24 protein-coding genes are annotated in these 22,057 nt (G+C 44.0%); all 24 read left to right on the top strand.

All coding sequences use genetic code 11. From position 1 onward, the window contains the following. The first annotated feature begins 41 nt into the window (after window positions 1-41). The 24 genes from rpmE (at window position 42) to atpD (ending at window position 22,055) form a co-directional block, all read left to right on the top strand. Window positions 42-242 carry a 50S ribosomal protein L31 gene (gene rpmE, locus CUU64_RS01005; protein WP_101631413.1) on the top strand — a complete coding sequence of 67 codons (201 nt, stop codon included), beginning with the start codon at window positions 42-44 and terminating at the stop codon, window positions 240-242. 275 nt (window positions 243-517) lie between these two features. After that, complete coding sequence (locus tag CUU64_RS01000; protein WP_101631412.1) at window positions 518-1,138, top strand: thymidine kinase; 621 nt, start codon at window positions 518-520, stop codon at window positions 1,136-1,138. A 202-nt stretch (window positions 1,139-1,340) separates the two neighbouring features. After that, complete coding sequence (gene prfA / locus CUU64_RS00995; protein ID WP_101631411.1) at window positions 1,341-2,411, top strand: peptide chain release factor 1; 1,071 nt, start codon at window positions 1,341-1,343, stop codon at window positions 2,409-2,411. Beyond that, entirely contained in the window at window positions 2,404-3,267 is an 864-nt protein-coding gene (prmC, locus tag CUU64_RS00990; protein WP_101631410.1) for a peptide chain release factor N(5)-glutamine methyltransferase, read from the top strand. Before prfA ends, prmC begins: the two co-directional genes overlap by 8 nt. A gap of 272 nt (window positions 3,268-3,539) precedes the next feature. After that, window positions 3,540-4,298 carry a stage II sporulation protein R gene (gene spoIIR / locus CUU64_RS00985; protein ID WP_101631409.1) on the top strand — a complete coding sequence of 253 codons (759 nt, stop codon included), beginning with the start codon at window positions 3,540-3,542 and terminating at the stop codon, window positions 4,296-4,298. A gap of 157 nt (window positions 4,299-4,455) precedes the next feature. After that, window positions 4,456-4,899, top strand: a complete 444-nt coding sequence (locus CUU64_RS00980; protein WP_101631408.1) for a GNAT family N-acetyltransferase — start codon at window positions 4,456-4,458, stop codon at window positions 4,897-4,899. A gap of 286 nt (window positions 4,900-5,185) precedes the next feature. Beyond that, entirely contained in the window at window positions 5,186-6,232 is a 1,047-nt protein-coding gene (locus CUU64_RS00975; RefSeq protein ID WP_180954418.1) for an L-threonylcarbamoyladenylate synthase, read from the top strand. 318 nt (window positions 6,233-6,550) lie between these two features. Continuing rightward, on the top strand, window positions 6,551-7,090 hold the full coding sequence (locus CUU64_RS00970; protein ID WP_257985344.1) for a manganese efflux pump MntP: 540 nt from the start codon (window positions 6,551-6,553) through the stop codon (window positions 7,088-7,090). 171 nt (window positions 7,091-7,261) lie between these two features. After that, window positions 7,262-7,705 (top strand): low molecular weight protein arginine phosphatase, encoded by a 444-nt coding sequence (locus CUU64_RS00965; protein ID WP_483861832.1) that lies wholly within the window; start codon window positions 7,262-7,264, stop codon window positions 7,703-7,705. A gap of 25 nt (window positions 7,706-7,730) precedes the next feature. After that, a complete protein-coding gene (locus tag CUU64_RS00960; RefSeq protein WP_101631406.1) occupies window positions 7,731-9,020 on the top strand; it encodes a methyl-accepting chemotaxis protein in 1,290 nt (429 codons plus the stop codon). Between the two features lie 174 nt (window positions 9,021-9,194). After that, entirely contained in the window at window positions 9,195-9,641 is a 447-nt protein-coding gene (gene rpiB / locus CUU64_RS00955; RefSeq protein ID WP_101631405.1) for a ribose 5-phosphate isomerase B, read from the top strand. A gap of 25 nt (window positions 9,642-9,666) precedes the next feature. Continuing rightward, window positions 9,667-10,260, top strand: coding sequence for a TIGR01440 family protein (locus CUU64_RS00950; RefSeq protein WP_101631404.1), 594 nt, complete (start codon window positions 9,667-9,669; stop codon window positions 10,258-10,260). A gap of 268 nt (window positions 10,261-10,528) precedes the next feature. Further along, window positions 10,529-11,770, top strand: coding sequence for a serine hydroxymethyltransferase (gene glyA / locus CUU64_RS00945; RefSeq protein ID WP_101631403.1), 1,242 nt, complete (start codon window positions 10,529-10,531; stop codon window positions 11,768-11,770). A gap of 193 nt (window positions 11,771-11,963) precedes the next feature. Further along, window positions 11,964-12,593, top strand: a complete 630-nt coding sequence (gene upp / locus CUU64_RS00940; protein ID WP_101631402.1) for a uracil phosphoribosyltransferase — start codon at window positions 11,964-11,966, stop codon at window positions 12,591-12,593. A 187-nt stretch (window positions 12,594-12,780) separates the two neighbouring features. Beyond that, window positions 12,781-14,991 carry a S8 family serine peptidase gene (locus tag CUU64_RS00935; protein ID WP_101631401.1) on the top strand — a complete coding sequence of 737 codons (2,211 nt, stop codon included), beginning with the start codon at window positions 12,781-12,783 and terminating at the stop codon, window positions 14,989-14,991. 249 nt (window positions 14,992-15,240) lie between these two features. Further along, entirely contained in the window at window positions 15,241-15,462 is a 222-nt protein-coding gene (locus CUU64_RS00930) for an AtpZ/AtpI family protein (RefSeq protein ID WP_101631400.1), read from the top strand. Between the two features lie 8 nt (window positions 15,463-15,470). Next, the gene (locus CUU64_RS00925; protein WP_101631399.1) at window positions 15,471-15,857 is read left to right on the top strand and encodes an ATP synthase subunit I; all 387 of its coding nucleotides are present in this window, start codon (window positions 15,471-15,473) and stop codon (window positions 15,855-15,857) included. Window positions 15,858-15,860: 3 nt separating this feature from the next. Further along, window positions 15,861-16,595 (top strand): F0F1 ATP synthase subunit A, encoded by a 735-nt coding sequence (gene atpB, locus CUU64_RS00920; RefSeq protein ID WP_101631562.1) that lies wholly within the window; start codon window positions 15,861-15,863, stop codon window positions 16,593-16,595. Between the two features lie 77 nt (window positions 16,596-16,672). Continuing rightward, window positions 16,673-16,885 carry a F0F1 ATP synthase subunit C gene (atpE, locus tag CUU64_RS00915; RefSeq protein WP_180954423.1) on the top strand — a complete coding sequence of 71 codons (213 nt, stop codon included), beginning with the start codon at window positions 16,673-16,675 and terminating at the stop codon, window positions 16,883-16,885. A gap of 178 nt (window positions 16,886-17,063) precedes the next feature. Then, on the top strand, window positions 17,064-17,594 hold the full coding sequence (atpF, locus tag CUU64_RS00910) for a F0F1 ATP synthase subunit B (RefSeq protein ID WP_101631397.1): 531 nt from the start codon (window positions 17,064-17,066) through the stop codon (window positions 17,592-17,594). Next, window positions 17,591-18,127: a F0F1 ATP synthase subunit delta gene (locus CUU64_RS00905; RefSeq protein ID WP_101631396.1), complete on the top strand. Its 537-nt coding sequence runs from the start codon at window positions 17,591-17,593 to the stop codon at window positions 18,125-18,127. Before atpF ends, CUU64_RS00905 begins: the two co-directional genes overlap by 4 nt. A gap of 25 nt (window positions 18,128-18,152) precedes the next feature. Continuing rightward, window positions 18,153-19,661 (top strand): F0F1 ATP synthase subunit alpha, encoded by a 1,509-nt coding sequence (atpA, locus tag CUU64_RS00900; protein ID WP_101631395.1) that lies wholly within the window; start codon window positions 18,153-18,155, stop codon window positions 19,659-19,661. Window positions 19,662-19,697: 36 nt separating this feature from the next. Next, window positions 19,698-20,555, top strand: a complete 858-nt coding sequence (locus CUU64_RS00895) for a F0F1 ATP synthase subunit gamma (protein ID WP_101631394.1) — start codon at window positions 19,698-19,700, stop codon at window positions 20,553-20,555. Window positions 20,556-20,657: 102 nt separating this feature from the next. Further along, a complete protein-coding gene (gene atpD / locus CUU64_RS00890; RefSeq protein WP_101631393.1) occupies window positions 20,658-22,055 on the top strand; it encodes a F0F1 ATP synthase subunit beta in 1,398 nt (465 codons plus the stop codon). The last annotated feature ends 2 nt before the right edge of the window (window positions 22,056-22,057 follow it).

Here is a 22,057-nt window from a genome sequence, read left to right as displayed (position 1 = left end):
ACTCTGTTTCGAATGATTCAGGGCAAAAGGAGCTGAAAAGAATGAAAGCTGGAATTCATCCAAACTACAAAAAAGTAACTGTTACATGTTCTTGCGGTAACACTTTTGAAACTGGTTCTGTAAAAAATGAAGTGCGTGTTGAGACTTGCTCTGAATGCCACCCATTCTATACTGGACGTCAAAAATTCGCTGAAGCTGGCGGACGTGTTGACCGTTTCAACAAAAAATACGGCATTAAGTAATTTAAAAAAACTTCCATCTGTGGATGGAAGTTTTATTTTTCTTCATCCAGTGCAGTGTTTATCTTGTCTGGTGAAGTTTTATAATAGGCAGGCATTTGCTTGCCTCTTTTTTACTTAGAGGTTTCTGTTCACGTATCCGGGTTCTGAATGGTTTTTTTTTTGTGGATGGGGAAGTTTATGGATAGCACTGGGGTATGACCGAATAATACATCCTTGTTTTAAAGTTGCCTTTGGTACGATAAGGGACCGATTTGTGGAAGGGAGTGGCTGTTTCAATGTACGAAATGAAACAACCAGGCTGGATTGAGTTAATTTGCGGCAGCATGTTTTCCGGCAAATCTGAAGAATTGATTAAAAGGGTTAGCCGAGCTCAATTTGCAAAGCAGCAAATCGCTGTTTTTAAGCCTGTTTTAGATAATCGCTATGCGGAAGAGGCTGTTGTATCACATAATGGAACGTCGGTAATAGCGAAGCCGATTTCACATTCTACCGACATTTTCAAGAACCTTGATGAGAAATTAGATATTATTGCGATTGATGAAGTGCAATTTTTCGATGAGGAAATCATTGAAGTGGCCCAGCATCTTGCGGACAGCGGTTATCGTGTCATCCTTGCCGGCCTTGACCAGGACTTCCGTGGCGTCCCGTTTGGCCCGGTTCCATTCCTGATGTCGTTGGCTGAATCGGTTACAAAATTGCAGGCGGTTTGTGCTGTTTGCGGCTCGCCCGCTAGCCGTACGCAGCGTTTAATTAATGGAGCTCCAGCTTCCTATGATGATCCGGTTATCCTCGTAGGAGCATCCGAATCCTATGAACCCCGCTGCAGGCATCATCACGAAGTTCCCGGCAAAAATGATACTATAAAAGAAAAAGCGTTAAAATTATCCCAACTTTAATCGATTCACAGCTCAAAGACTCTGTCTTTGAGTTTTTTTTAACTTAGAATGGGAAAGAATGAAACCGAATGTCTTTGACGTTAATTATTCATCTATACTATAATTAGAATGTTATGGATAGTTTTTTACTAAAGTAGAAAAGAAGCCCGCTTATATGCTAAGGGCAGCTTATTTTGTTCAATGAATTTACGAGGTGAATAACATGCTCGATCGACTGCAGGCTGTTGAAGATAGATATGAAAAATTGAATGAATTGCTAAGTGACCCGGAGACGCTTAACGATTCCAAGAAGCTAAGGGAATATTCCAAGGAACAATCGGATATTCAGGAGACTGTTCAAGCTTACAGGGAATACAAAGAAGTGCGTGAACAATTCCAGGATGCCAAGGCGATGCTTGAGGAAAAGCTCGATGCGGAAATGCGTGAGATGGTAAAGGAAGAACTGAATGAACTTGAGGAACGTATGGAATCCCTTGAGGAAAGGCTGAAGATCCTTCTCATTCCAAAAGATCCTAATGATGATAAGAACGTCATCATGGAAATCCGCGGTGCAGCAGGCGGTGACGAGGCAGCCCTTTTTGCGGGAAGCCTTTATCGAATGTACACTCGCTATGCCGAAACCAAAGGGTGGAAAATTGATGTGATGGACTCGAACCCTACCGGTTTGGGAGGTTTTAAAGAAATCATCTTCATGATTAACGGAAATGGGGCCTATTCCAGATTGAAGTACGAAAATGGCGCACATCGCGTTCAGCGGGTACCTGAAACGGAATCCGGCGGGCGGATTCATACTTCCACCGCGACTGTGGCGGTTCTTCCCGAGGCGGAGGAAGTGGAAGTAGAAATCCATGAAAAAGATATTCGCGTTGATACGTTTGCTTCCAGCGGACCGGGCGGGCAAAGCGTAAACACAACGATGTCAGCTGTCCGTCTTACCCATATGCCGACAGGGATCGTGGTATCCATGCAGGATGAGAAATCTCAGATTAAAAATAAGGAAAAAGCCATGAAGATCTTGCGGGCCCGGGTTTATGACAAATTCCAGCAGGAAGCACAGGCTGAGTATGACCAGAACAGGAAACTGGCTGTGGGTACTGGTGACCGTTCAGAGCGGATCCGTACGTATAATTTCCCACAAAACCGTGTAACCGACCACCGTATAGGTTTGACCATCCAAAAGCTGGACCAAATCATTGAAGGAAAGCTGGATGAAGTAATTGATACTTTAATATTAGAAGATCAATCATCTAAGCTGCAAAACGCTGATGAGTAAACCGTCTACTAAGGTATATGAGGCCCTGAAATGGGCTTCTTCTTTTTTAACGGAAAACGGCAGGGATGAGAATGCCGGAGAGATTTTATTAAGGCATCTTTTGGAGATGGACAGGTCCAAGTTGTTTGCCAACATGCAAATGACTTTGCCAGAAAGTGTTGCTGCTAGATTTGTCGCAGAGGTCGAAAGGCATGTTTCGGGTGTTCCTGTACAATATATTATTGGGTCTGAAGAGTTTTATGGACGTACTTATTCAGTCAATCAGGAAGTGCTGATTCCCCGGCCAGAAACGGAAGAGTTGATCTACCATACTTTGGAGAAAATAAAAAAATTGCCCGGTGAGAAATTGGCACTGGCCGATATTGGAACAGGCAGTGGAGCAATTGCGATTACGATGAAGCTGGAAAGAGCTGATTTATCGGTGACGGCTACGGATATTGCCGAAGCATCCCTGCAAGTTGCGCGTCGGAATGCAAAGGCGCTTAGGGCAGACGTTCAATTCTTGCAGGCAGATCTGCTCCAAGCCTTTATTGGCACCGGGCGCAAGTTTGATATCGTTTTATCCAATCCGCCTTATATTCCTGTTTCAGATATCGAAACGATGTCTGTTGTGGTAACAGGGCACGAACCACACAGGGCGTTATTTGCTGGCGAAGACGGCCTTGATTTTTATCGCCGCTTCATGGTTGAGCTTCCACAGGTGATCAATCAGCCGGGGTTGATAGGATTTGAAGTAGGCGCAGGACAAGGAGAGGCAGTGGCTAACTTGCTTAAGGAAACATTTCCGCAAGGGCATATATCCATAGAATTTGATATTAACGGAAAAGACCGCATGGTGTTTGCGGAATTGCCATAAGGACTCGCCCTTTTTCGGGGGCGGGTCCTTTTATGTTTTCGCTCTCCTCCACAAAATTTGATTTTACTAGTTTAGGAAACAAGTAATCTGGCGAGACTATTGTTGGAAGAGAAGAAAGTATAAAACTTTCAACATGTATTGATGTCTAGCTAAAGCGTCCAGCACCGACACAAAGATGTGATAGTGCCGACGTTGCCACAGGACGTGGCACAAATTAGACGTTCGTTCAAATAGAGAGCTTACGCTTTTCTTATAAGGGGAGGAGAGTATTCATGAAGAAAAAGTATTTATCTATAGTTTATCTACTAATATTAACAATCGGGACGATTTTAAGTATATATATGCCCAAGGTTGAAAGTGCGGCAAAGACGGATGAAACGGTCATTATTCCAAAAGAAGCGATCCGCCTCCGCATCCTGGCAAACAGCGATAAAAAAGAGGACCAGGATGTGAAGCGGCTAATCAGGGATGAAGTGAACAAAAATATCACAGGCTGGGTGGAAGATTTAACCTCATTGGAGGAAGCGAGAAAAGTAATTCAGCTCCATCTTCCTGATATTCAGGAAACGGCAGGTCAAATCATGGATAAGCAAGGTCTGAATCAAACGGTGAAAGTCAGTTTTAAAAAAGCAAAATTCCCGACAAAGCTATATGGCCAGTACCTCTATCCAGCTGGTGAATATGAAGCGATCGTAATCACTCTCGGTGAAGGGCAGGGGGCCAATTGGTGGTGTGTACTGTTCCCGCCTTTATGCTTCCTTGATTTTTCTAACGGTACTGCGGTAACAAAGAGCCCCTATGAGGAGGAAGACGGATTTGATACACAGCAAAACAATCCAACGGATAACTTTATTGAAAAAGATGAAACAGAGGACAAGCCTATACCTGGTGAAACGGAAGAAAGCGACAACATCCCTGAGAGGGTGCAGGGAGAAATTGTAGAAGCACCTGGCCAAATGTACGTCAGCCAGGATGAATCACCGGTTGTTGTGAAATCTTTCTTTATGGAATTGATTACAGATCTGTTTTAAAAGAAATGGCTGAGCTGTCACAATTTGTGTGATGGCTTTTTTACTGCTTTATCCACAATTTATCAACAGAGCTGGAAAATTAGTTCTAGCTCATACCCTTTTTCATATATTTATTACTAGAGATAGTAGAATTAAAAACTAGAGGGGATGACAGGCTATGGAAGCAAGCTTTCAACAGGCAGAAGAAAAGGATGTTCGCGACCTGGAAGAGTTTTTGGCCGGAGCGAATGTAAGCAGTGATGGAGTAAGAAACCGGTTTGAATATTATTTGCTGGCTAGGGACAAGGAAGGGAAAATGGTTGCCGCGGTAGGACTCGAACCAATGAAAAATATTGGGCTGCTTAGATCGCTCGTTTTCAGCCCGGCGTTTCCGCATGAACGAATTCCGGCCCTGCTTCAGCAAATTTTACTGGTTGCGAAAAAACATGAGCTCCACAGCGTTTATTTAGCTACAAATAAACCCAGCTCGCTTCCGCTCTTTGAAGCTCTCGGCTTTAAGCTGATAGAGGCAGAAGAACTCCCGGCCGCATTTTACGCATCTCCGCACGGAAAACAATTGACTGCTCTAGATGGCTGCCTGTTTATGTTCCGTCCGATTTAAGGTTTTATTGCTGGTAAAAACTATTGTGAAGGTTGTCAGAGTCAAACCAGATGTAGATGGGGATATCCTTACCAGTTGGTAACAAGGTAATAAACATATCCACAAAGTTATCCACGTTTTGGTTAGTTTTATCCACAAATTGTGGATAAAACTTGTTTTCCTTTGTATCTTCTATTATACTTTCATCGTATCTTTTTCGAGAATGATTCTGATAAGAATAGTGTTTTGTGTTAATATAGGTTTTCAGGTAAATTAAGAAACGTGAATGTGGATAGAAGGTGTCTATGTGGAAACGAAAGTCTGGTTAGTGGATAAATCTGTGGATATATTTAATGGTTATCCACAGGTTGCGCAACCTGCAAAAATGTTGCAACAGGATAAAGTGGTGGCATTTCCAACAGAAACAGTATACGGGTTGGGTGCCAATGCGAGAAGTGACAAAGCTGTTGAGAAAGTTTTTAAAGCGAAGGGCCGCCCAAGTGATAATCCGCTGATTGTACATATCGCTTCCCGGGCCCAGTTGGATGAAATAACAGAGGAAATCCCCGAGGTTGCCGAAAAGTTAATGGAGGTGTTTTGGCCGGGGCCGTTAACGCTGATATTTAAAAAAAGGCAAGGTGTCTTATCGGAACTAGTAACAGCAGGACTCGATACAGTTGCAGTTCGTATGCCGGACCATCCGGTTGCATTGGCCCTCATTAAGGAAAGTGGACTGCCCATAGCCGCGCCAAGTGCAAATACTTCAGGAAGGCCGAGTCCGACAACTGCCCGGCATGTTCAGGACGACTTGACCGGGAAAGTCGCAGGGATTGTTGACGCAGGTGCAACGGGTGTAGGAGTAGAATCCACCGTGCTTGATTGCACGGAAGAAATTCCGGTAATTCTAAGACCAGGTGGAATAACAAAAGAAGAGATCGAAGATGTGATCGGGGAGGTAAAAGCAGATGCTTCCTTGAAGAACAAAGAGGCCGCACCCAAATCTCCCGGAATGAAATATACTCACTATGCACCAAAAGCTCCGTTTGTGCTCGTCGATGGAAACCTGTCCTTCCTGCAGCATATCATCGATGAAAAACAATCAGAGGGCCTGAAGGTAGGAGTATTTGCGGCAAGGGAAAACGAAACAAAAATTAGGGCTGATTATGTGTTAGCTCCCGGAAGTGTAGAAGACTTGAACTCGGTCGCTGCCGGCTTATATGATACGTTGCGCAAATTTGATGAGCTTCCGGTGGATGTCATTTATGGAGAAGTGTTCCCGGATACAGGGATAGGTGCAGCGGTAATGAACAGGCTGCTGAAGGCATCCGGGCACCGGGTGATCAGGCATGAATAACGGATAAATGAAGAAGGTGGGATGGTCCCCCTTCTTTTTCGTATTCGAGAAAAATGACTGAGCTTTGTATAGGTGGATATAAAAATATTATTTTGATAATGGATTTTATAAAGTTATCAATAAATGTACGATGATACAAAAACAAAATAAAAATTACAGTAGGAAAAAGGTAACTTTTATATTTGAAAAGTACAACCACGCTTGTAGCTTTGCCATTGTGAGCGTCTTCAACCATGGGGTTTTGTTAATTGGCTTCTATTTGCCAATGGACATGCATAACATGAACTGAGCACGTCGAATGGAAGCGAGGTTGAGTTCATGGGTGGGGAATTGCTAACATTAATGCTAATGGCATTTGCGCTGGGAATGGATGCCTTCTCTATCGGCTTGGGGATGGGAATGTTTAGGATGGGGCTTAAACAAGTCTTTGTCATCGGGTTGACAGTCGGCATTTTTCATATATGGATGCCCCTGCTTGGCATAATAGCAGGCCGATTTCTCTCAGACCAATTTGGCACAATTGCCGCTTATGCAGGAGGAATATTGCTTTTAATTCTCGGGCTGCAAATGTTTATTTCAGGCATACGGGGAGGAGAAGGCGCAGTCCTGGCTCCTGTTGGAATGGGTCTATTCATCTTTGCGTTAAGCGTAAGCCTGGACAGCTTTTCTGTAGGGCTTACTCTCGGGATATTTGGAGCCAAAACGGCCGTGACGCTTGCGTGCTTCGGCTTTGCTGCTACCGTTTTAACCTGGCTTGGCCTGTTGATTGGGAAAAAGGTTCAGGGAGTGCTCGGTGTATACAGTGAAGTACTAGGTGGCAGCATTCTTTTTGCTTTTGGATTAAAGCTACTTATTTAAATCCAATAAAACATGGGAACCCCATATTGGGGGTTTTTTATTTGACAAACAAAAATGCCATTTTGCTGCAGTTATGGATAGTTAATATGATCTCAGGGTGGGTGAACCCTTAAAGCGGGCTACTTAAAAAGAACCATTTGGATTATAATGTTAATAAAGGAGGCGGACATTATGATTCGGGTTTTATTTGTTTGTACAGGGAATACGTGCAGAAGCCCAATGGCGGAAGCCATACTGAGGAACAAGAACATTCCTGGGGTCGAAGTGAAATCCGCAGGCATTTTTGCACCTGTTGGACAAAACGCTTCATTGCATGCCAGGAACATCTTAGAAAAGAATTCCATCCAGCATGTCCACTCATCCACACCCCTTACGGAACGCGAGGTTGAATGGGCTACCCATATCTTGACGATGACGGAAGGCCATAAATCGATGATAATGGATTCCTACCCATCCGCGATTGAAAAAACTTTTACCTTAAAAGAATTTATTTCTGCCGATATAACTGATAGGGATATTTCCGATCCTTTTGGGGGTTCGGAGAAAATATACGATCAAACCTTTCGAGAGATATCAGATTTAATAGAGAAACTGGTGAAAAAGCTAACATCGTAAGGGATGGTTTTAAAGGGGAATCGGAATGGCTGAAAAAAAGAGGTATAAGTTTGGGTTGAGGAAAAAGCTGATTGTTTTTATCACTGTGCTGGCATTAATCACATACTCTACAAGCTTCTTTTGTATTTATGTCATCTATCCTATGTTCTTTAAGGGGATGAATGAGGTTTTATTTACCAGTGCCACACTGCTGCTCGGAATTATATGGTCCGGAATTCTCACGTTTTTTGCTGCAGGTTTTATCATTAAGCCGCTTCAGAAGCTGGAGGCAGTAGCCTTAAAGGCCGCCCAAGGAAACATTGGAGCGGATGCCGAGGTGACAAAATCGGATGATGAAATCCGTTCGCTTGGCGTTGCCTTTAACCATATGCTGTTTAATTTAAGGGAAATGGTACAAAGCATTGAAGGGAATTTCCGTGAAACCAATGAAAAGGTAATCTCAATCTCGGCGGCTTCACGGGAGGCGGCCCAACAAGCGGAAAGTATAGCTGGAACGGTAGCAGAAATATCGCAAGGTGCAGATAACTCTGCCGTTTCGATCCAGAACACCGCAGAATCGGTGGAGGATGTAATCTTAATTGCAAAGGAAGTCCAGAATAAAGCAAATGCTTCTTCGAATATTTCCCATGAGATGGTTACGGAACTGCAAAAAAGCAAAGACGTGATAAATTCATTAGTGGCAGGCATCCAACAGCTTGCCCGGGAAAACCAAGATTCGCTCGAGGCGGTGAAACGTCTGGAAGAAAATGCGAAAAAGGTGGAAAAAATCATACAGCTCGTTGGTGATATTGCAGCACAGACAAACCTTCTGGCGCTCAATGCTTCAATCGAGGCTGCCCGGGCAGGAGAGCATGGTAAAGGGTTTGCTGTTGTAGCAGAGGAAGTCAGGCTTCTTGCGGATGAAAGTGCAAAGGCGGTTCAGGGGATTTCTTCACTCATTCAGAATATCCAATCCGATGTCCAGGGTGTAGTTAAGCAAATTAGCGAACAGGTGAATTCTGCAAACAAAGAAGCCCAAAAAGGAAATGAAACAAATACAGCAATAGAGGAAATGACCAAGACTGTCCACAAAGTAGCTGCTGCTGTAGAGGATATAACCGGTTTGGTTGACAGGCAAATGGAGAGTATCCAGGAAACTTCCCGCCAATCACAGGAAGTCGCCGCTATTGCGGAGGAAACCTCGGCTGGGGCAGAAGAGGTTACGGCGTCTACACACGACCAAACAACGGTCATCGAAAACGTGGACAAGCTCGTAGAAGAATTAAAAGCCCAGGCGGAACAGTTAAGACAAACCATCACTCGTTTTCAATTATAGAAGTAGCAAAAGCTTCGGGACTTTCCTGAAGCTTTTTTAAATGATTTCACTTCACTTATAGGGAGCGTTTCTAAAAATTGAACTTATGTTTATGTTTGATTCTTTATCTTTTACCTGTTTTGTGACACAATAAGAAAAAACATCAGACAGGGCAGAAAAAAGAGGAGAGTAAATATGAAAGTAGCTATTGCATCCGATCACGGCGGTATCAATATCCGCGAAGAAATCAAGAACTTGATGAATGATCTTGGAATTGAATTTGAAGATTTCGGCTGCGAGTGTGACACTTCAGTGGATTATCCGGATTATGCACTTCCGGTCGCCGAAAAAGTTGCGAATGGAGAGTATGATAGAGGGATTCTGATTTGTGGGACGGGAATCGGCATGTCAATTGCGGCCAACAAGGTTAAAGGGATCCGCTGTGCCCTCGTCCATGATGTGTATAGCGCTAAACTTACAAGACAGCATAATGACAGCAATATCTTGGCTATGGGTGAACGTGTGATAGGGCCAGGTTTAGCCAGGGAAATTGCAAAAGCATGGCTGACTTCTGAATTTGAAGCGGGACGGCATGCGAACCGAATTGGCAAAATTGCGGATTACGAAGAGAAAAACCGGTAATTCACGGAAGGGCGGGGCTTTTACGATGGAGAACAAAATTATACTAACGGATGAATTGTCACAATGGAAAAGCGAACTCCATACCGTTTTGCAGGATTTTCAGAACGAAGCCCGTTTAGATTCCGGCAAGTTGTTTGTAGTAGGGTGCAGCACAAGTGAAGTTGCGGGAAAACGCATTGGAACGAATGGTACCCTTGAAATAGCGGAGATGATTTTTACAGAATTACAAGCTTTTCAAACCGAGACTGGTGTGGAAATCGCTTTCCAATGCTGTGAGCATGTAAACAGGGCGCTAGTGCTTCCCCGCCATGTTGCTGAAAAACATGGATATGAGGAAGTATCCGTCGTACCGGTCCGCACGGCAGGAGGGGCAATGGCCGCATTTGCATATAACCATATCAAGGATGCTGCAGTGGTAGAACATATAAAAGCTGATGCAGGGATTGACATTGGAGATACTTTTATAGGCATGCATCTAAAGCATGTGGCTGTCCCGGTAAGGAGCAGCATGAAAGAGGTAGGGCATGCCCACGTAACAATGGCAAGAACGCGGCCAAAGCTGATTGGCGGCGAAAGGGCTGTGTATACAAAAAAACCTGAAAATGAAAGTTGTTCATAAGAGCCCTCTCGTTTAGAGGGTTTTTCTTTTATACGGTAAATTTCAAGATAAAATCACAATATCCATTAAAAATCCGTTCGAGAAGCGAACAATAGTACATTTTTTTTTTATATTGTTCGAAAAAAATACATAAACCTACTACCTTGAGCAAAATGAACGTGTTAAAATAATAAAGGAATTTTCGGAAAAATGCTTTCCCGTCATTTTTCTTATGGAAGAGGTTTTACATATAGTCTGCTAATGAACGATAACCTAGAGGAGGATTCCCATGAACCGTTTAGCGAAACAGGATGAACAAGTATTTAAGGCTATTCAGGATGAATTAGTACGCCAACGAAGCAAGATAGAACTGATTGCTTCAGAAAACTTTGTAAGTGAAGCTGTTATGGAGGCACAAGGTTCCGTATTAACGAACAAGTATGCCGAAGGGTACCCGGGCAAGCGCTACTACGGCGGCTGCGAATATGTTGATGTCGTGGAAGATTTGGCAAGGGACCGTGCAAAACAGATTTTTAGTGCGGAACATGTCAATGTCCAGCCCCATTCAGGTGCACAGGCCAATATGGCGGTCTACTTTACGATTCTTGAGGCGGGGGATACGGTTCTCGGAATGAATCTTTCGCATGGCGGCCATTTAACTCACGGCAGCCCGGTTAACTTCAGCGGTGTTCAATATAATTTTATCGAATATGGCGTTGACGAGGAAACACAAGTAATCAACTATGAAGATGTGCTGGAAAAAGCCCGCAAGCATCAACCAAAATTGATCGTGGCCGGTGCAAGCGCATATCCACGCGTGATCGATTTTAAACGCTTCAGGGAAATCGCCGACGAGGTAGGAGCTTATTTAATGGTAGATATGGCCCACATCGCAGGGCTTGTTGCAACAGGACATCACCCAAGCCCGGTGCCATATGCGGACTTTGTTACAACTACCACTCATAAAACACTTCGTGGTCCCCGCGGAGGCATGATTCTTTGTAAAAATGAATTTGCAAAGAAAATTGACAAATCCATCTTCCCAGGCATCCAGGGAGGTCCGCTCATGCACGTAATAGCAGCAAAGGCTGTTGCATTCGGTGAAGCGCTCCAGGATGATTTTAAGAAGTACTCACAGCAGATCATCGAAAATGCCCAACGGCTTGCCGCTGCATTGAAGAAGGAAGGGCTGGACCTTGTTTCAGGTGGAACGGATAACCATTTGCTGCTGGTAGATCTTCGTTCAGTCAATTTGACTGGCAAGATTGCTGAAGAAGCATTGGATGAAATCGGCATCACTGTTAACAAAAATACAATTCCTTTCGACCCGGAAAGCCCGTTCGTAACTAGCGGCATCCGTATTGGAACTGCAGCTGCCACTTCACGCGGCTTTGGCCTGGAAGATATGGATGAAATAGCATCTATTATCGGTCTGGTCCTAAAAAATCATGAGGATGAAACAAAATTGGAAGAAGCAAGACAGCGAGTTGCAGCTCTTTCTGGCAAGTACGAATTATACCCTGCCTTTTAAGTCACGACCGCCCTCCCATTAGAGGGCGGTTTTCTTCGTCTCCTATTCTGCAAATGCTCCTGTTTTTAGTGCCTAAGTTTTGTTGAAGTATGATTTTTTTTTCTGTAAAATGGGTAGAAGTGACCGACGCACGAAATCTGTATGAGAGAATGCGCTAGGAGAGTCATAATATGAAAAAGGAGAGATCCTCCCAATGGCTAAGGTATATGTTTTTGATCACCCATTAATTCAACACAAATTGGCTTACATACGAGACATCAACACAGGAACAAAAGAATTCCGTGAGCTTGTCGATGAAGTTGCCACATTAATGGCATTTGAAATTACAAGGGACCTGCCCCTTGAAGAAGTGGAAATCGAAACACCGGTGCAAAAAGCGACGGTAAAAATGCTCTCAGGAAAGAAGCTTGGGGTTGTTCCGATTTTGCGGGCAGGAATTGGGATGGTAGATGGTATCTTGAAATTGATACCTGCTGCGAAAGTAGGCCATATTGGGCTTTACCGTGATCCGGAAACATTAAAACCGGTCGAATATTACGCGAAGCTGCCAAGTGACGTAGAAGAAAGGGAATTCATTGTCGTAGATCCAATGCTGGCAACCGGAGGATCAGCCATTGAAGCGATTGAAGCCATTAAAAAGCGTGGGGCCGTGAATATTAAATTTATGTGCCTGATTGCAGCACCTGAAGGCGTGGATGCATTGCAGTCAGCCCATCCAGATGTTGACATCTACATCGCTGCACTCGATGAAAAGCTTAATGACCATGGATATATTGTTCCTGGACTTGGTGATGCTGGCGACCGTTTGTTTGGAACGAAATAAGATGGAACAATAGGCGATTTATTGCCAGATAAAATAATAGCAGGGAAACACCGTCCTAACTTAGGGCGGTTTTTTTATAAACCTCCTCGACAAACAATCGAAAGTGGATGCTGCGGCGAATTCCTTTTCATGGGTGAATAGCGTATCACTTCTGTGAAAACCTATGGAAAAAGAGGGGGCCCATATAGTGAGAAAAATCGTATTGCTATTATCATTTTTATTAATCATTCCGGGAACATGTAAGAGCGCGGACATCCGTATCCCGCCACTGCCAAAAATATCTCCATTAGAAAAAACTACAGCCATTGTCGCGTTAAAGGAGCCGGCTTCACAATCATCTATCTACAAGATTGTAGAAAAATACCCCTCTTTAAGAGTTCGCTATGTCTACCAGTATGCCTTATCCGGTTTTTCGGTTTCAGGGAAAATGCAGGAATTAGATAAATTAAAAAAAGAACAACCGATTTACTACGTGTCACAGGTATCTTACTATCATTCGGACGTGGAAGGTAGTATTCCTTTTATCGGAGCTGACAAAATCCGCAACCAGTTTGATAAAAAACAACAGCGGATTACAGGTAAAGGCATCAAGGTTGGAGTAATCGATACAGGTATTGATTACAACCATCCTGACTTGAAAAGAGTTTATCAATTTGGCCGTGATTTTGTCGATGGAGACAATGACCCAATGGAAACGACAGGGCCTAATGGTATAGCTACCTTACATGGAACCCATGTCGCAGGAATTATAGCAGCAAACGGGAAGATGAAAGGGGTAGCGCCTGAAGCCGATCTATTTGCATATCGAGCTCTCGGACCTGGAGGTGTTGGCAATACAGAACAAGTATTGGCAGCGATTGAAGCGGCGATCAAAGACAAGGTCGATGTCTTGAACCTTTCTTTAGGAAACAATGTGAACGGGCCTGATTTACCAATCTCACAGGCGTTAGATAAAGCGGTAGAGCAGGGAATTGTTGCGGTTACATCGAATGGCAACTCAGGACCGGATGTTTGGACGGTAGGTTCCCCGGGCACAGCGGAAAAGGCAATCTCCGTAGGTGCATCGACACCTCCGCTACAGGTTCCTTATTTAGTAGCAGGGCTTGGGGCAGGAAAAAAGGAAATCAGGCTGATGCCGTTGCATGGCGCGAGGGAATGGAACTTATCATTTTCCGGCGAGGTGACGTATGGGGGTCTAGGGCGTATAAAAGAATTAAAGCATGCCTCAGGTAAAATTGTTCTCCTAAAACGCGGCAAGCTAACCTTTGATGAAAAGGTAGAAAATGCAGAAAAGGCAGGGGCAAAAGGTGTTATTATCTATAATAATACAAAAGGCGGATTTATCGGCTCTTTGGAAGAACAGAAGATTATACCTGCTGTGTCCATTGATAAAAACTCAGGAGAAGCCTTAAGAGAATTAAGTAAAAAAAATGAAGACGTCCGTTTTGTTTATAAGAAAGAAAAAGACAAGCTCGCAGATTTCAGTTCCAGAGGGCCTGTAACTGTGTCTTGGGGAATCAAACCTGACATCCTAGCCCCAGGAGTGGCGATTACAAGCACCGTTCCTTCAGGATATCTTGCATTACAGGGTACAAGCATGGCCGCTCCCCATGTAGCAGGGGCCTGTGCGCTAATTTTACAGGCGCATCCGAACTGGACTCCCGAGCAAGTTAAATCAGCGTTAATGTCCACCTCGAAACCATTGATAAAAGACAACAAGGAGCTATACCGAACATACGAACAGGGAGCGGGCAGGATACAGATCGAAAAGGCGGTAAAAGCCGATTCTTTATTGGTCCCAGGATCGCTATCATTTGGTATATATGAAAACAAAGAGGGTATTGACGAGCATTTAGAAACGGTCACAATTGAAAACGAGGGAAAAACCTTAAAGCATTATTCTTTTGCCATCCCCAAAAGGGAACAAGGGATTACCTGGAAATTCCCTTCGCCGTTTACGGTAAAACCAGGTGAACAGAAGCAAATCACCATTGGGCTGCAGGTTAACCCCAATGAAATGGATAAAGGGATTTATGATGGCTACCTTACCTTGCTTGAAGGCACCAACAGGATCAGCCTGCCGTTTTTATATGTAAAAGAAGAACCGAATTACCCCAGGGTAATGGGCTTCGATTTCGGAGCGGGAGACAAAGCAGGTAGCTACCGGTATGAGATGTATTTGCCGAGGGGCGCAGAGGAATACGGAATTGCTTTATACAATGAAGATAACCTGCATTTCGCCGGCTTTCTGGATTGGGGAAGGAATAGTACGGGAGGATTGCTTAAGAAAGAAATCCCAAAGGAAAAACTGCCGCCAAAAGGAGTATACAAAGTGATTGTATTTGCCAAAAAGTCTGGAAAGGAAGACAGGATTAATACTATGATTCAAATTGAATAATTTACAACTTTTTTGTGACTTTTTCCCTTGTCAAACATTATTTTACAAGTAAATGTGAACATTTCGTTAACATTTCGAACCTGTGACAAAATTCACTTTGTGATTCATTGACATCGATACAAGCCTATTGTATGCTAACAAAGGATATAAATGAGAAGGTTTTCAAAATCTTTTGTGCAATTTATTTTCCCACTTTTGCACAATGGAAATACTATATCCATCTACTAATCAACCGCGAGGATGCAAATAATGCGTCGGAACAATCGCTACCCCTTAAAAGCGATGGCTTTAATGTCTACCATTCTGTCACAATTAGCCGGATCACTCTTAGTCGGCATCTTTGTTGGAAGATGGCTTGATGAAAAGCTGGGCGCTGCTCCGTTGTTTTTGGTGGTTGGTCTTCTTTTAGGACTTGCTGCAGGTATATTTTCTATGCTGCGTACAGTCCGACGATATTTCTCAGGAGAATGAAATCTATAATGCCAGAACTAGAATCTATGTTTAACAGGCAGCGGACATACATAATGTTCCTATTGGCCCTTTATGTATTAGGTGCTGGATTTACTCCCTATAACACCATTTTTAACGGCCTGATACTTGGTACAGCCTTTAGCCTGTTCAATCTCTGGTCATTGGTCCGGAAAAACAGGAAGTTTTCTGAAGCGGTAGCTGCCAACAAGAAAGCAAAATCACTTGGCACGCTGACTCGGATTGCAATTGGGGCTCTAGCCGCCGTAATTGCACTCAGGTACCCTGAGCACTTCCATATTGTTAGTGTGGTTATTGGATTAATGACGGCATATGTGGTCATTATAATAGATTTTTTTATCCAAAATTTACGCCGAGAGCAAAAGAGAGGTGAATAATTGATGGAACATGGTGCTCCTATTGTGGAATTTATGGGATTGTATTTTAATCTTGCCAATATCATGATGATCACAATTGCAAGTCTTATAGTTTTCATACTTGCTGTGGTGTCCACCCGTCGGCTGGCGTTAAAACCGACAGGAATCCAGAACTTCATGGAATGGGTTATGGATTTTGTGAGAGGAATTATAGGCAGTACGATGGACTGGAATACAGGAGGGCGATTCCTTGTATTGGGAATGACGCTAATTATGTATATCTTTGTATCAAATATGCTCGGATTGCCATTTTCTGTAGTGGTTGGCCATGATCTTTGGTGGAAATCGCCAACAGCAGATCCAGTCATCACGATGACCCTCGCGGTTATGGTAATGGGGCTAACACATTATTATGGTGTCAAAATGAAGGGTGCAAAGGGTTATGCCAAAGGATATTTTGAACCTATGGGGTTTATGTTCCCTTTGAAAATTGTAGAAGAATTTGCAAACACCCTGACTCTAGGCCTGCGGCTTTACGGTAACATTTATGCGGGTGAAATTCTATTAACTTTGCTTGCAGGACTTGCCACCAATGGCTATGCCAATGGTTTTGGCAGTGGGATCGCAGGTACTCTTGGGGCAGCTGTGCCAATGCTTGCATGGCAAGGCTTCAGCGTCTTTGTAGGAACAATCCAAGCTTTCATTTTCACAATGTTAACAATGGTTTTCATATCACATAAAGTGAGCCAAGACCATTAATTATAAAATTTGTTCATTATTGAACAGGAATAAAAAATTATATTTCTCAAGGAGGAAAATTAATCATGACAGGTTCTATTGGTCTTATTGCGGCAGCGATCGCAGTTGGTTTAGGTGCACTAGGCGCTGGTATCGGTAACGGTCTTATCGTAGGTCGTACAATCGAAGGGATGGCTCGCCAGCCAGAAGCGGCAGGCAGACTTCAAACAACAATGTTTATCGGGGTTGCGTTAGTTGAGGCCCTTCCAATCATTGGGGTAGTTATCGGATTTATCGTTTTAGGTAGATAAGGATAAGTAGGATACCCAGGTAATGGCGAAGTTGCTTCGAAGAGAACCTTCGCCATTCCTTTATGTTCAGTAATCAGGATATTTATGCGCATTTTAAACAATAGAAATCCCTTTTCATTTGCCAATTTGAAAATGAAAGACTATATATAGTGAAACTTTTGAAGGGAGTGAGCCAAGCGTGTTAACAAGCGGATATGTATTAGGAGCAGCTGCTGAAGGCGGTCTTCACTTTAATGGTGGGGATATCATTTTCCAGCTCGTCATGTTCATTATTTTGTTAGCTGTGGTTAAGAAATTTGCATGGGGTCCGTTAATGGGCATCATGAAAGAGCGTGAGCAGTTAATTGCAAATGAAATAAGCTCCGCAGAAGCAAGCCGGGCAGAGGCCAGCAAGCTCTTAGAGGAACAGCGTGAACTTTTGAAAACTTCACGTTCCGAAGCTGCGCAGCTCATTGAAAATGCAAAAAAGCAGGGTGAAGCCCAGCGTGAGGATATCATCTCGGCTGCACGTGGTGAAGCCGAACGGCTGAAAGAGTCAGCCAAGCGTGAAATCGTGCAGGAGAAGGAAAAAGCTGTCGCGGCACTTCGCGATCAAGTGGCTTCCCTTTCTGTTTTGATCGCATCTAAGGTAATCGAAAAAGAGCTTTCGGAAGCAGATCAGGAAAAGCTTATCAATGAGTATCTTCAAGAGGCAGGAGAAAAGCGATGAGCGATATATCTGTGGCAAAGCGATATGCCGTAGCTCTTTTCCAGATTGCTAAAGAGCAAAATCTTCTGGATTCATTCGAACAGGATCTTCGCACTGTTCGGGAAGTGTTTGTAAACAACAAGCAATTTTTGGCGATGCTGCAGCATCCAAAAGTTACTGCAGCATCCAAGAAGAAGTTCGTTGATGAAGCTTTTGAAGGCCTATCAACACAAGTGAAAAACACACTGCTACTGATGGTTGAGCGCCATCGTTCAGATGTGATTTCTCAAATGGCTGTTGATTTCATTGAGCTTGCAAATGAAGAACGCTCGGTAGCGGAGGCATCGGTGTATTCCGTACGCCCACTGACTGAAACTGAGCGTGAAGCTGTTTCATCAGCATTTGCAGCTAAAATAGGAAAGAAAACATTAAGAATTGAAAATATAGTAGACCGCAGTGTCCTTGGCGGAATTAAGCTTCGCATCGGCAACCGTATCTACGACGGAAGCGTAAAAGGAAAGCTTGAGCGTCTTGAAAAGGAACTGTTAGGTTAACATTCTTTAGACAGGGGTGAAATTCATGAGCATCAAAGCTGAAGAAATCAGTGCGCTGATTAAAAAGCAGATTGAAAATTATCAGTCAGAAATTCAAGTTAGCGATGTAGGTACCGTAATCGTTGTTGGTGACGGGATCGCACGTGTTCATGGTTTAGATAATGTTATGGCTGGAGAGCTCGTAGAATTCTCTAATGGTGTCATGGGGATGGCGCAAAACCTTGAAGAAAACAACGTTGGTATTGTTATTCTTGGGCCTTACTCAGACATCCGTGAAGGCAGCGAGGTTCGCCGTACAGGGCGTATTATGGAGGTTCCAGTAGGGGAAGAATTAATCGGGCGCGTAGTTAACTCGCTAGGACAGCCTGTTGATGGACTAGGTCCAATCAATACAACTAAAACCCGCCCTATCGAAAGCCCAGCAACCGGTGTTATGGACCGTAAATCTGTGCATGAGCCATTGCAAACGGGTATTAAGGCAATCGATGCTCTTGTTCCAATCGGGCGAGGCCAGCGTGAATTAATCATCGGTGACCGTCAAACTGGTAAAACATCAGTGGCAATCGATACAATTCTAAACCAGGCAGACCAAAACATGATCTGTATCTATGTTGCGATTGGCCAAAAAGAATCTACAGTTCGCGGAACTGTCGAAACCCTTCGTAAGCATGGAGCGCTTGATTATACAATCGTTGTAACGGCATCTGCATCACAGCCGGCACCGCTTCTTTACTTGGCACCGTATGCCGGAGTAAGTATGGCGGAAGAGTTCATGTTCAGCGGAAAGCATGTTCTGATCGTTTATGATGATCTTTCCAAGCAAGCATCTGCATACCGTGAACTTTCCCTATTGCTTCGTCGTCCTCCAGGCCGTGAAGCGTTCCCAGGGGATGTTTTCTACTTGCACTCGCGTTTGCTAGAACGTGCAGCTAAACTGAACGACACTCATGGTGCAGGATCTATTACTGCTCTGCCGTTCGTTGAAACTCAAGCAGGTGACATTTCCGCTTATATTCCTACAAACGTTATTTCTATCACGGACGGACAGATCTTCCTACAGTCTGACCTGTTCTTCTCAGGTGTTCGCCCTGCGATCAACGCTGGACTTTCTGTATCCCGTGTAGGTGGTTCTGCACAAATTAAGGCAATGAAAAAGGTTGCAGGTACACTGCGTCTTGACCTTGCTTCATTCCGTGAATTGGAAGCATTCGCACAGTTTGGCTCCGATCTTGATAAAGCAACCCAAGCCAAGCTTGCCCGTGGTGCCCGTACAGTAGAAGTTCTTAAGCAGGATTTGAACAAGCCTCTTAAGGTAGAAAAACAGGTTATGATCCTTTACGCGTTAACACGCGGTCATTTAGATTCAATTCCTGTTGAGGATATCCAGCGCTTTGAAGCTGAATACCTTAGCTGGTTAGACCACAACCAAAAGCAGCTTTTAGACCATATCCGCACAACAGGCGACCTGCCTAAAGATGAGGAAATTGTTTCTGCGGTCAACGAATTCAAAAAGTCGTTCGTTGCTTCTGTGTAACCGGTCTAAAATTTGCAAAAAGGGTGGTGAGAATGAATGGCATCATTGCGTGATATAAAAAACCGTATAACTTCGACGAAAAAAACGAGCCAGATTACAAAGGCAATGCAGATGGTTTCCGCATCTAAATGGAACCGTGCAGAATCAAATGCGAAAGCATTTGTTCCGTATATGGAGAAAATCCAAGAGGTAGTAGCCAGTATCGCCTCTGGCAGTAAGGGTGTCTCACACCCGATGCTCGTATCCCGTCCGGTCAAGAAAACAGGTTACCTGGTAATCACTTCGGATCGCGGACTTGCCGGAGCATATAACAGCAATGTTCTTCGTCATACATTGCAAACCATTAAAAGTCGCCATAAATCACAGGATGAGTACGCAATCATCGCCATTGGAAGAGTTGGGCGTGACTTCTTCACAAGCCGAAACATGAATGTTGCATTGGAAATCATTGGTCTTTCTGACCAGCCTGCATTCTCTGACATCAGTGACCTTGCAAAGTCTGCAGTCGGATTGTTCTCTCAGGGAACATTCGATGAGCTTTACATGTACTACAATCACTATGTCAGTGCCATTCAACAGGATGTTACTGAGAAGAAACTGCTTCCTTTAACTGACATTGATGTTTCCGGAAGACTGACATCTTATGAATTTGAGCCGTCAGCTGAGGAAATTCTTGAGGTTCTTCTTCCTCAATATGCAGAAAGCCTGATTTACGGTGCCTTATTAGATGGAAAAGCAAGTGAACACGCAGCGCGTATGACTGCGATGAAGAATGCAACAGATAATGCAAAAGAACTGATAGACAATCTTTCTCTTGTTTATAACCGCGCCCGCCAGGCTGCGATTACGCAGGAGATTACTGAAATTGTCGGCGGTGCTGCTGCATTGGAATAAATATAGAGTGATAAACTTATTGGTTGCCGGGGAGCCAGGACTTAACCGCTTCCCCAAGCCTTTTTATAGACCTTTTTATAAGTAATGTTAGGAGGGAACAAGATGAATAAAGGACGCATTATCCAAGTTATGGGTCCGGTTGTTGACGTTAAGTTCGAAAGCGGCCAGCTTCCAAGAATCCATAATGCGTTAAGAATAGATTTTCCCGAGTCTGGTGACAGCTTAACTCTTGAAGTAGCCCTTCATTTGGGAGATGACTCAGTCCGCACGGTTGCGATGTCTTCTACTGACGGATTGACCCGTGCAACAGAAGTGGTTGACACAGGTGCGCCAATTTCTGTTCCAGTTGGGGATGCTACACTTGGTCGTGTTTTCAATGTGTTAGGAGAAAATATTGACCTGGATCAACCGATTGCTGCTGACGTACGTCGTGATCCAATCCATAGACAAGCACCATCTTTTGAAAACCTTTCTACTGAGGTAGAAATTCTCGAAACGGGTATTAAGGTAGTTGACCTGCTTGCTCCATATATTAAAGGTGGAAAAATCGGCCTATTCGGTGGTGCTGGTGTTGGTAAAACTGTATTAATCCAGGAGCTTATCAACAATATCGCACAAGAACACGGCGGCATCTCTGTGTTTGCGGGCGTTGGAGAGCGTACTCGTGAAGGAAATGACCTTTTCCATGAGATGAGCGATTCCGGCGTTATTAGCAAAACAGCAATGGTATTCGGTCAAATGAACGAACCGCCTGGTGCTCGTATGCGTGTGGCTTTAACCGGTTTGACAATGGCAGAACATTTCCGTGATGAGCAAGGACAGGACGTATTGTTCTTCATCGATAACATCTTCCGTTTCACACAAGCAGGTTCTGAGGTTTCTGCCCTTTTAGGCCGTATGCCTTCAGCGGTTGGTTACCAGCCTACACTTGCTACTGAAATGGGACAGTTGCAAGAGCGTATTACATCAACAAACGTAGGTTCCGTTACATCTATCCAGGCGATCTATGTTCCTGCCGATGACTATACTGACCCGGCTCCGGCTACGACTTTCGCCCACTTGGATGCAACAACAAACCTTGAGCGTAAGTTATCAGAAATGGGTATTTACCCTGCGGTTGACCCGCTTGCATCAACATCTCGCGCATTGTCTCCTGAAATTGTTGGGGAAGAGCATTATGGAATTGCTCGCCAGGTACAGCAGACATTACAGCGCTACAAAGAACTTCAGGACATCATCGCCATCCTTGGTATGGACGAATTGTCAGATGAGGACAAGCTTGTTGTTGCTCGTGCGCGCCGTATCCAGTTCTTCCTGTCTCAAAACTTCCACGTTGCAGAGCAGTTTACTGGCCAGCCTGGTTCTTACGTTCCAGTTAAAGAAACAGTTAAAGGCTTCAAGGAAATTCTTGAGGGTAAATATGACGATCTTCCGGAAGATGCATTCCGTCTCGTAGGAAGAATAGAAGAAGTTGTTGAAAAAGCCAAGCAAATGGCTTGATA

Origin of the sequence: Bacillus sp. V5-8f, assembly GCF_002863565.1 — a bacterium.
GTDB lineage: Bacteria > Bacillota > Bacilli > Bacillales > DSM-1321 > Peribacillus.
The sequence above is the reverse complement of the archived record's forward strand: the minus strand, read 5'-3'. Positions and strand labels throughout refer to the sequence as shown.

Excerpts from the sequence above, each read along its gene's own strand:
- CUU64_RS00895 (WP_101631394.1), top strand. The coding sequence starts at position 19,698 with ATGGCATCATTGCGTGATATAAAAAACCGTATAACTTCGACGAAAAAA.
- atpD (WP_101631393.1), top strand. The coding sequence starts at position 20,658 with ATGAATAAAGGACGCATTATCCAAGTTATGGGTCCGGTTGTTGACGTT.
- upp (WP_101631402.1), top strand. The coding sequence starts at position 11,964 with ATGGCTAAGGTATATGTTTTTGATCACCCATTAATTCAACACAAATTG.
- prmC (WP_101631410.1), top strand. The coding sequence starts at position 2,404 with ATGAGTAAACCGTCTACTAAGGTATATGAGGCCCTGAAATGGGCTTCT.
- glyA (WP_101631403.1), top strand. The coding sequence starts at position 10,529 with ATGAACCGTTTAGCGAAACAGGATGAACAAGTATTTAAGGCTATTCAG.
- spoIIR (WP_101631409.1), top strand. The coding sequence starts at position 3,540 with ATGAAGAAAAAGTATTTATCTATAGTTTATCTACTAATATTAACAATC.
- CUU64_RS00980 (WP_101631408.1), top strand. The coding sequence starts at position 4,456 with ATGGAAGCAAGCTTTCAACAGGCAGAAGAAAAGGATGTTCGCGACCTG.
- CUU64_RS00925 (WP_101631399.1), top strand. The coding sequence starts at position 15,471 with ATGCCAGAACTAGAATCTATGTTTAACAGGCAGCGGACATACATAATG.
- CUU64_RS00950 (WP_101631404.1), top strand. The coding sequence starts at position 9,667 with ATGGAGAACAAAATTATACTAACGGATGAATTGTCACAATGGAAAAGC.
- CUU64_RS00965 (WP_483861832.1), top strand. The coding sequence starts at position 7,262 with ATGATTCGGGTTTTATTTGTTTGTACAGGGAATACGTGCAGAAGCCCA.
- atpA (WP_101631395.1), top strand. The coding sequence starts at position 18,153 with ATGAGCATCAAAGCTGAAGAAATCAGTGCGCTGATTAAAAAGCAGATT.
- CUU64_RS00960 (WP_101631406.1), top strand. The coding sequence starts at position 7,731 with ATGGCTGAAAAAAAGAGGTATAAGTTTGGGTTGAGGAAAAAGCTGATT.
- CUU64_RS01000 (WP_101631412.1), top strand. The coding sequence starts at position 518 with ATGTACGAAATGAAACAACCAGGCTGGATTGAGTTAATTTGCGGCAGC.
- CUU64_RS00930 (WP_101631400.1), top strand. The coding sequence starts at position 15,241 with ATGCGTCGGAACAATCGCTACCCCTTAAAAGCGATGGCTTTAATGTCT.
- rpiB (WP_101631405.1), top strand. The coding sequence starts at position 9,195 with ATGAAAGTAGCTATTGCATCCGATCACGGCGGTATCAATATCCGCGAA.
- prfA (WP_101631411.1), top strand. The coding sequence starts at position 1,341 with ATGCTCGATCGACTGCAGGCTGTTGAAGATAGATATGAAAAATTGAAT.
- rpmE (WP_101631413.1), top strand. The coding sequence starts at position 42 with ATGAAAGCTGGAATTCATCCAAACTACAAAAAAGTAACTGTTACATGT.
- CUU64_RS00905 (WP_101631396.1), top strand. The coding sequence starts at position 17,591 with ATGAGCGATATATCTGTGGCAAAGCGATATGCCGTAGCTCTTTTCCAG.
- atpB (WP_101631562.1), top strand. The coding sequence starts at position 15,861 with ATGGAACATGGTGCTCCTATTGTGGAATTTATGGGATTGTATTTTAAT.
- CUU64_RS00970 (WP_257985344.1), top strand. The coding sequence starts at position 6,551 with ATGGGTGGGGAATTGCTAACATTAATGCTAATGGCATTTGCGCTGGGA.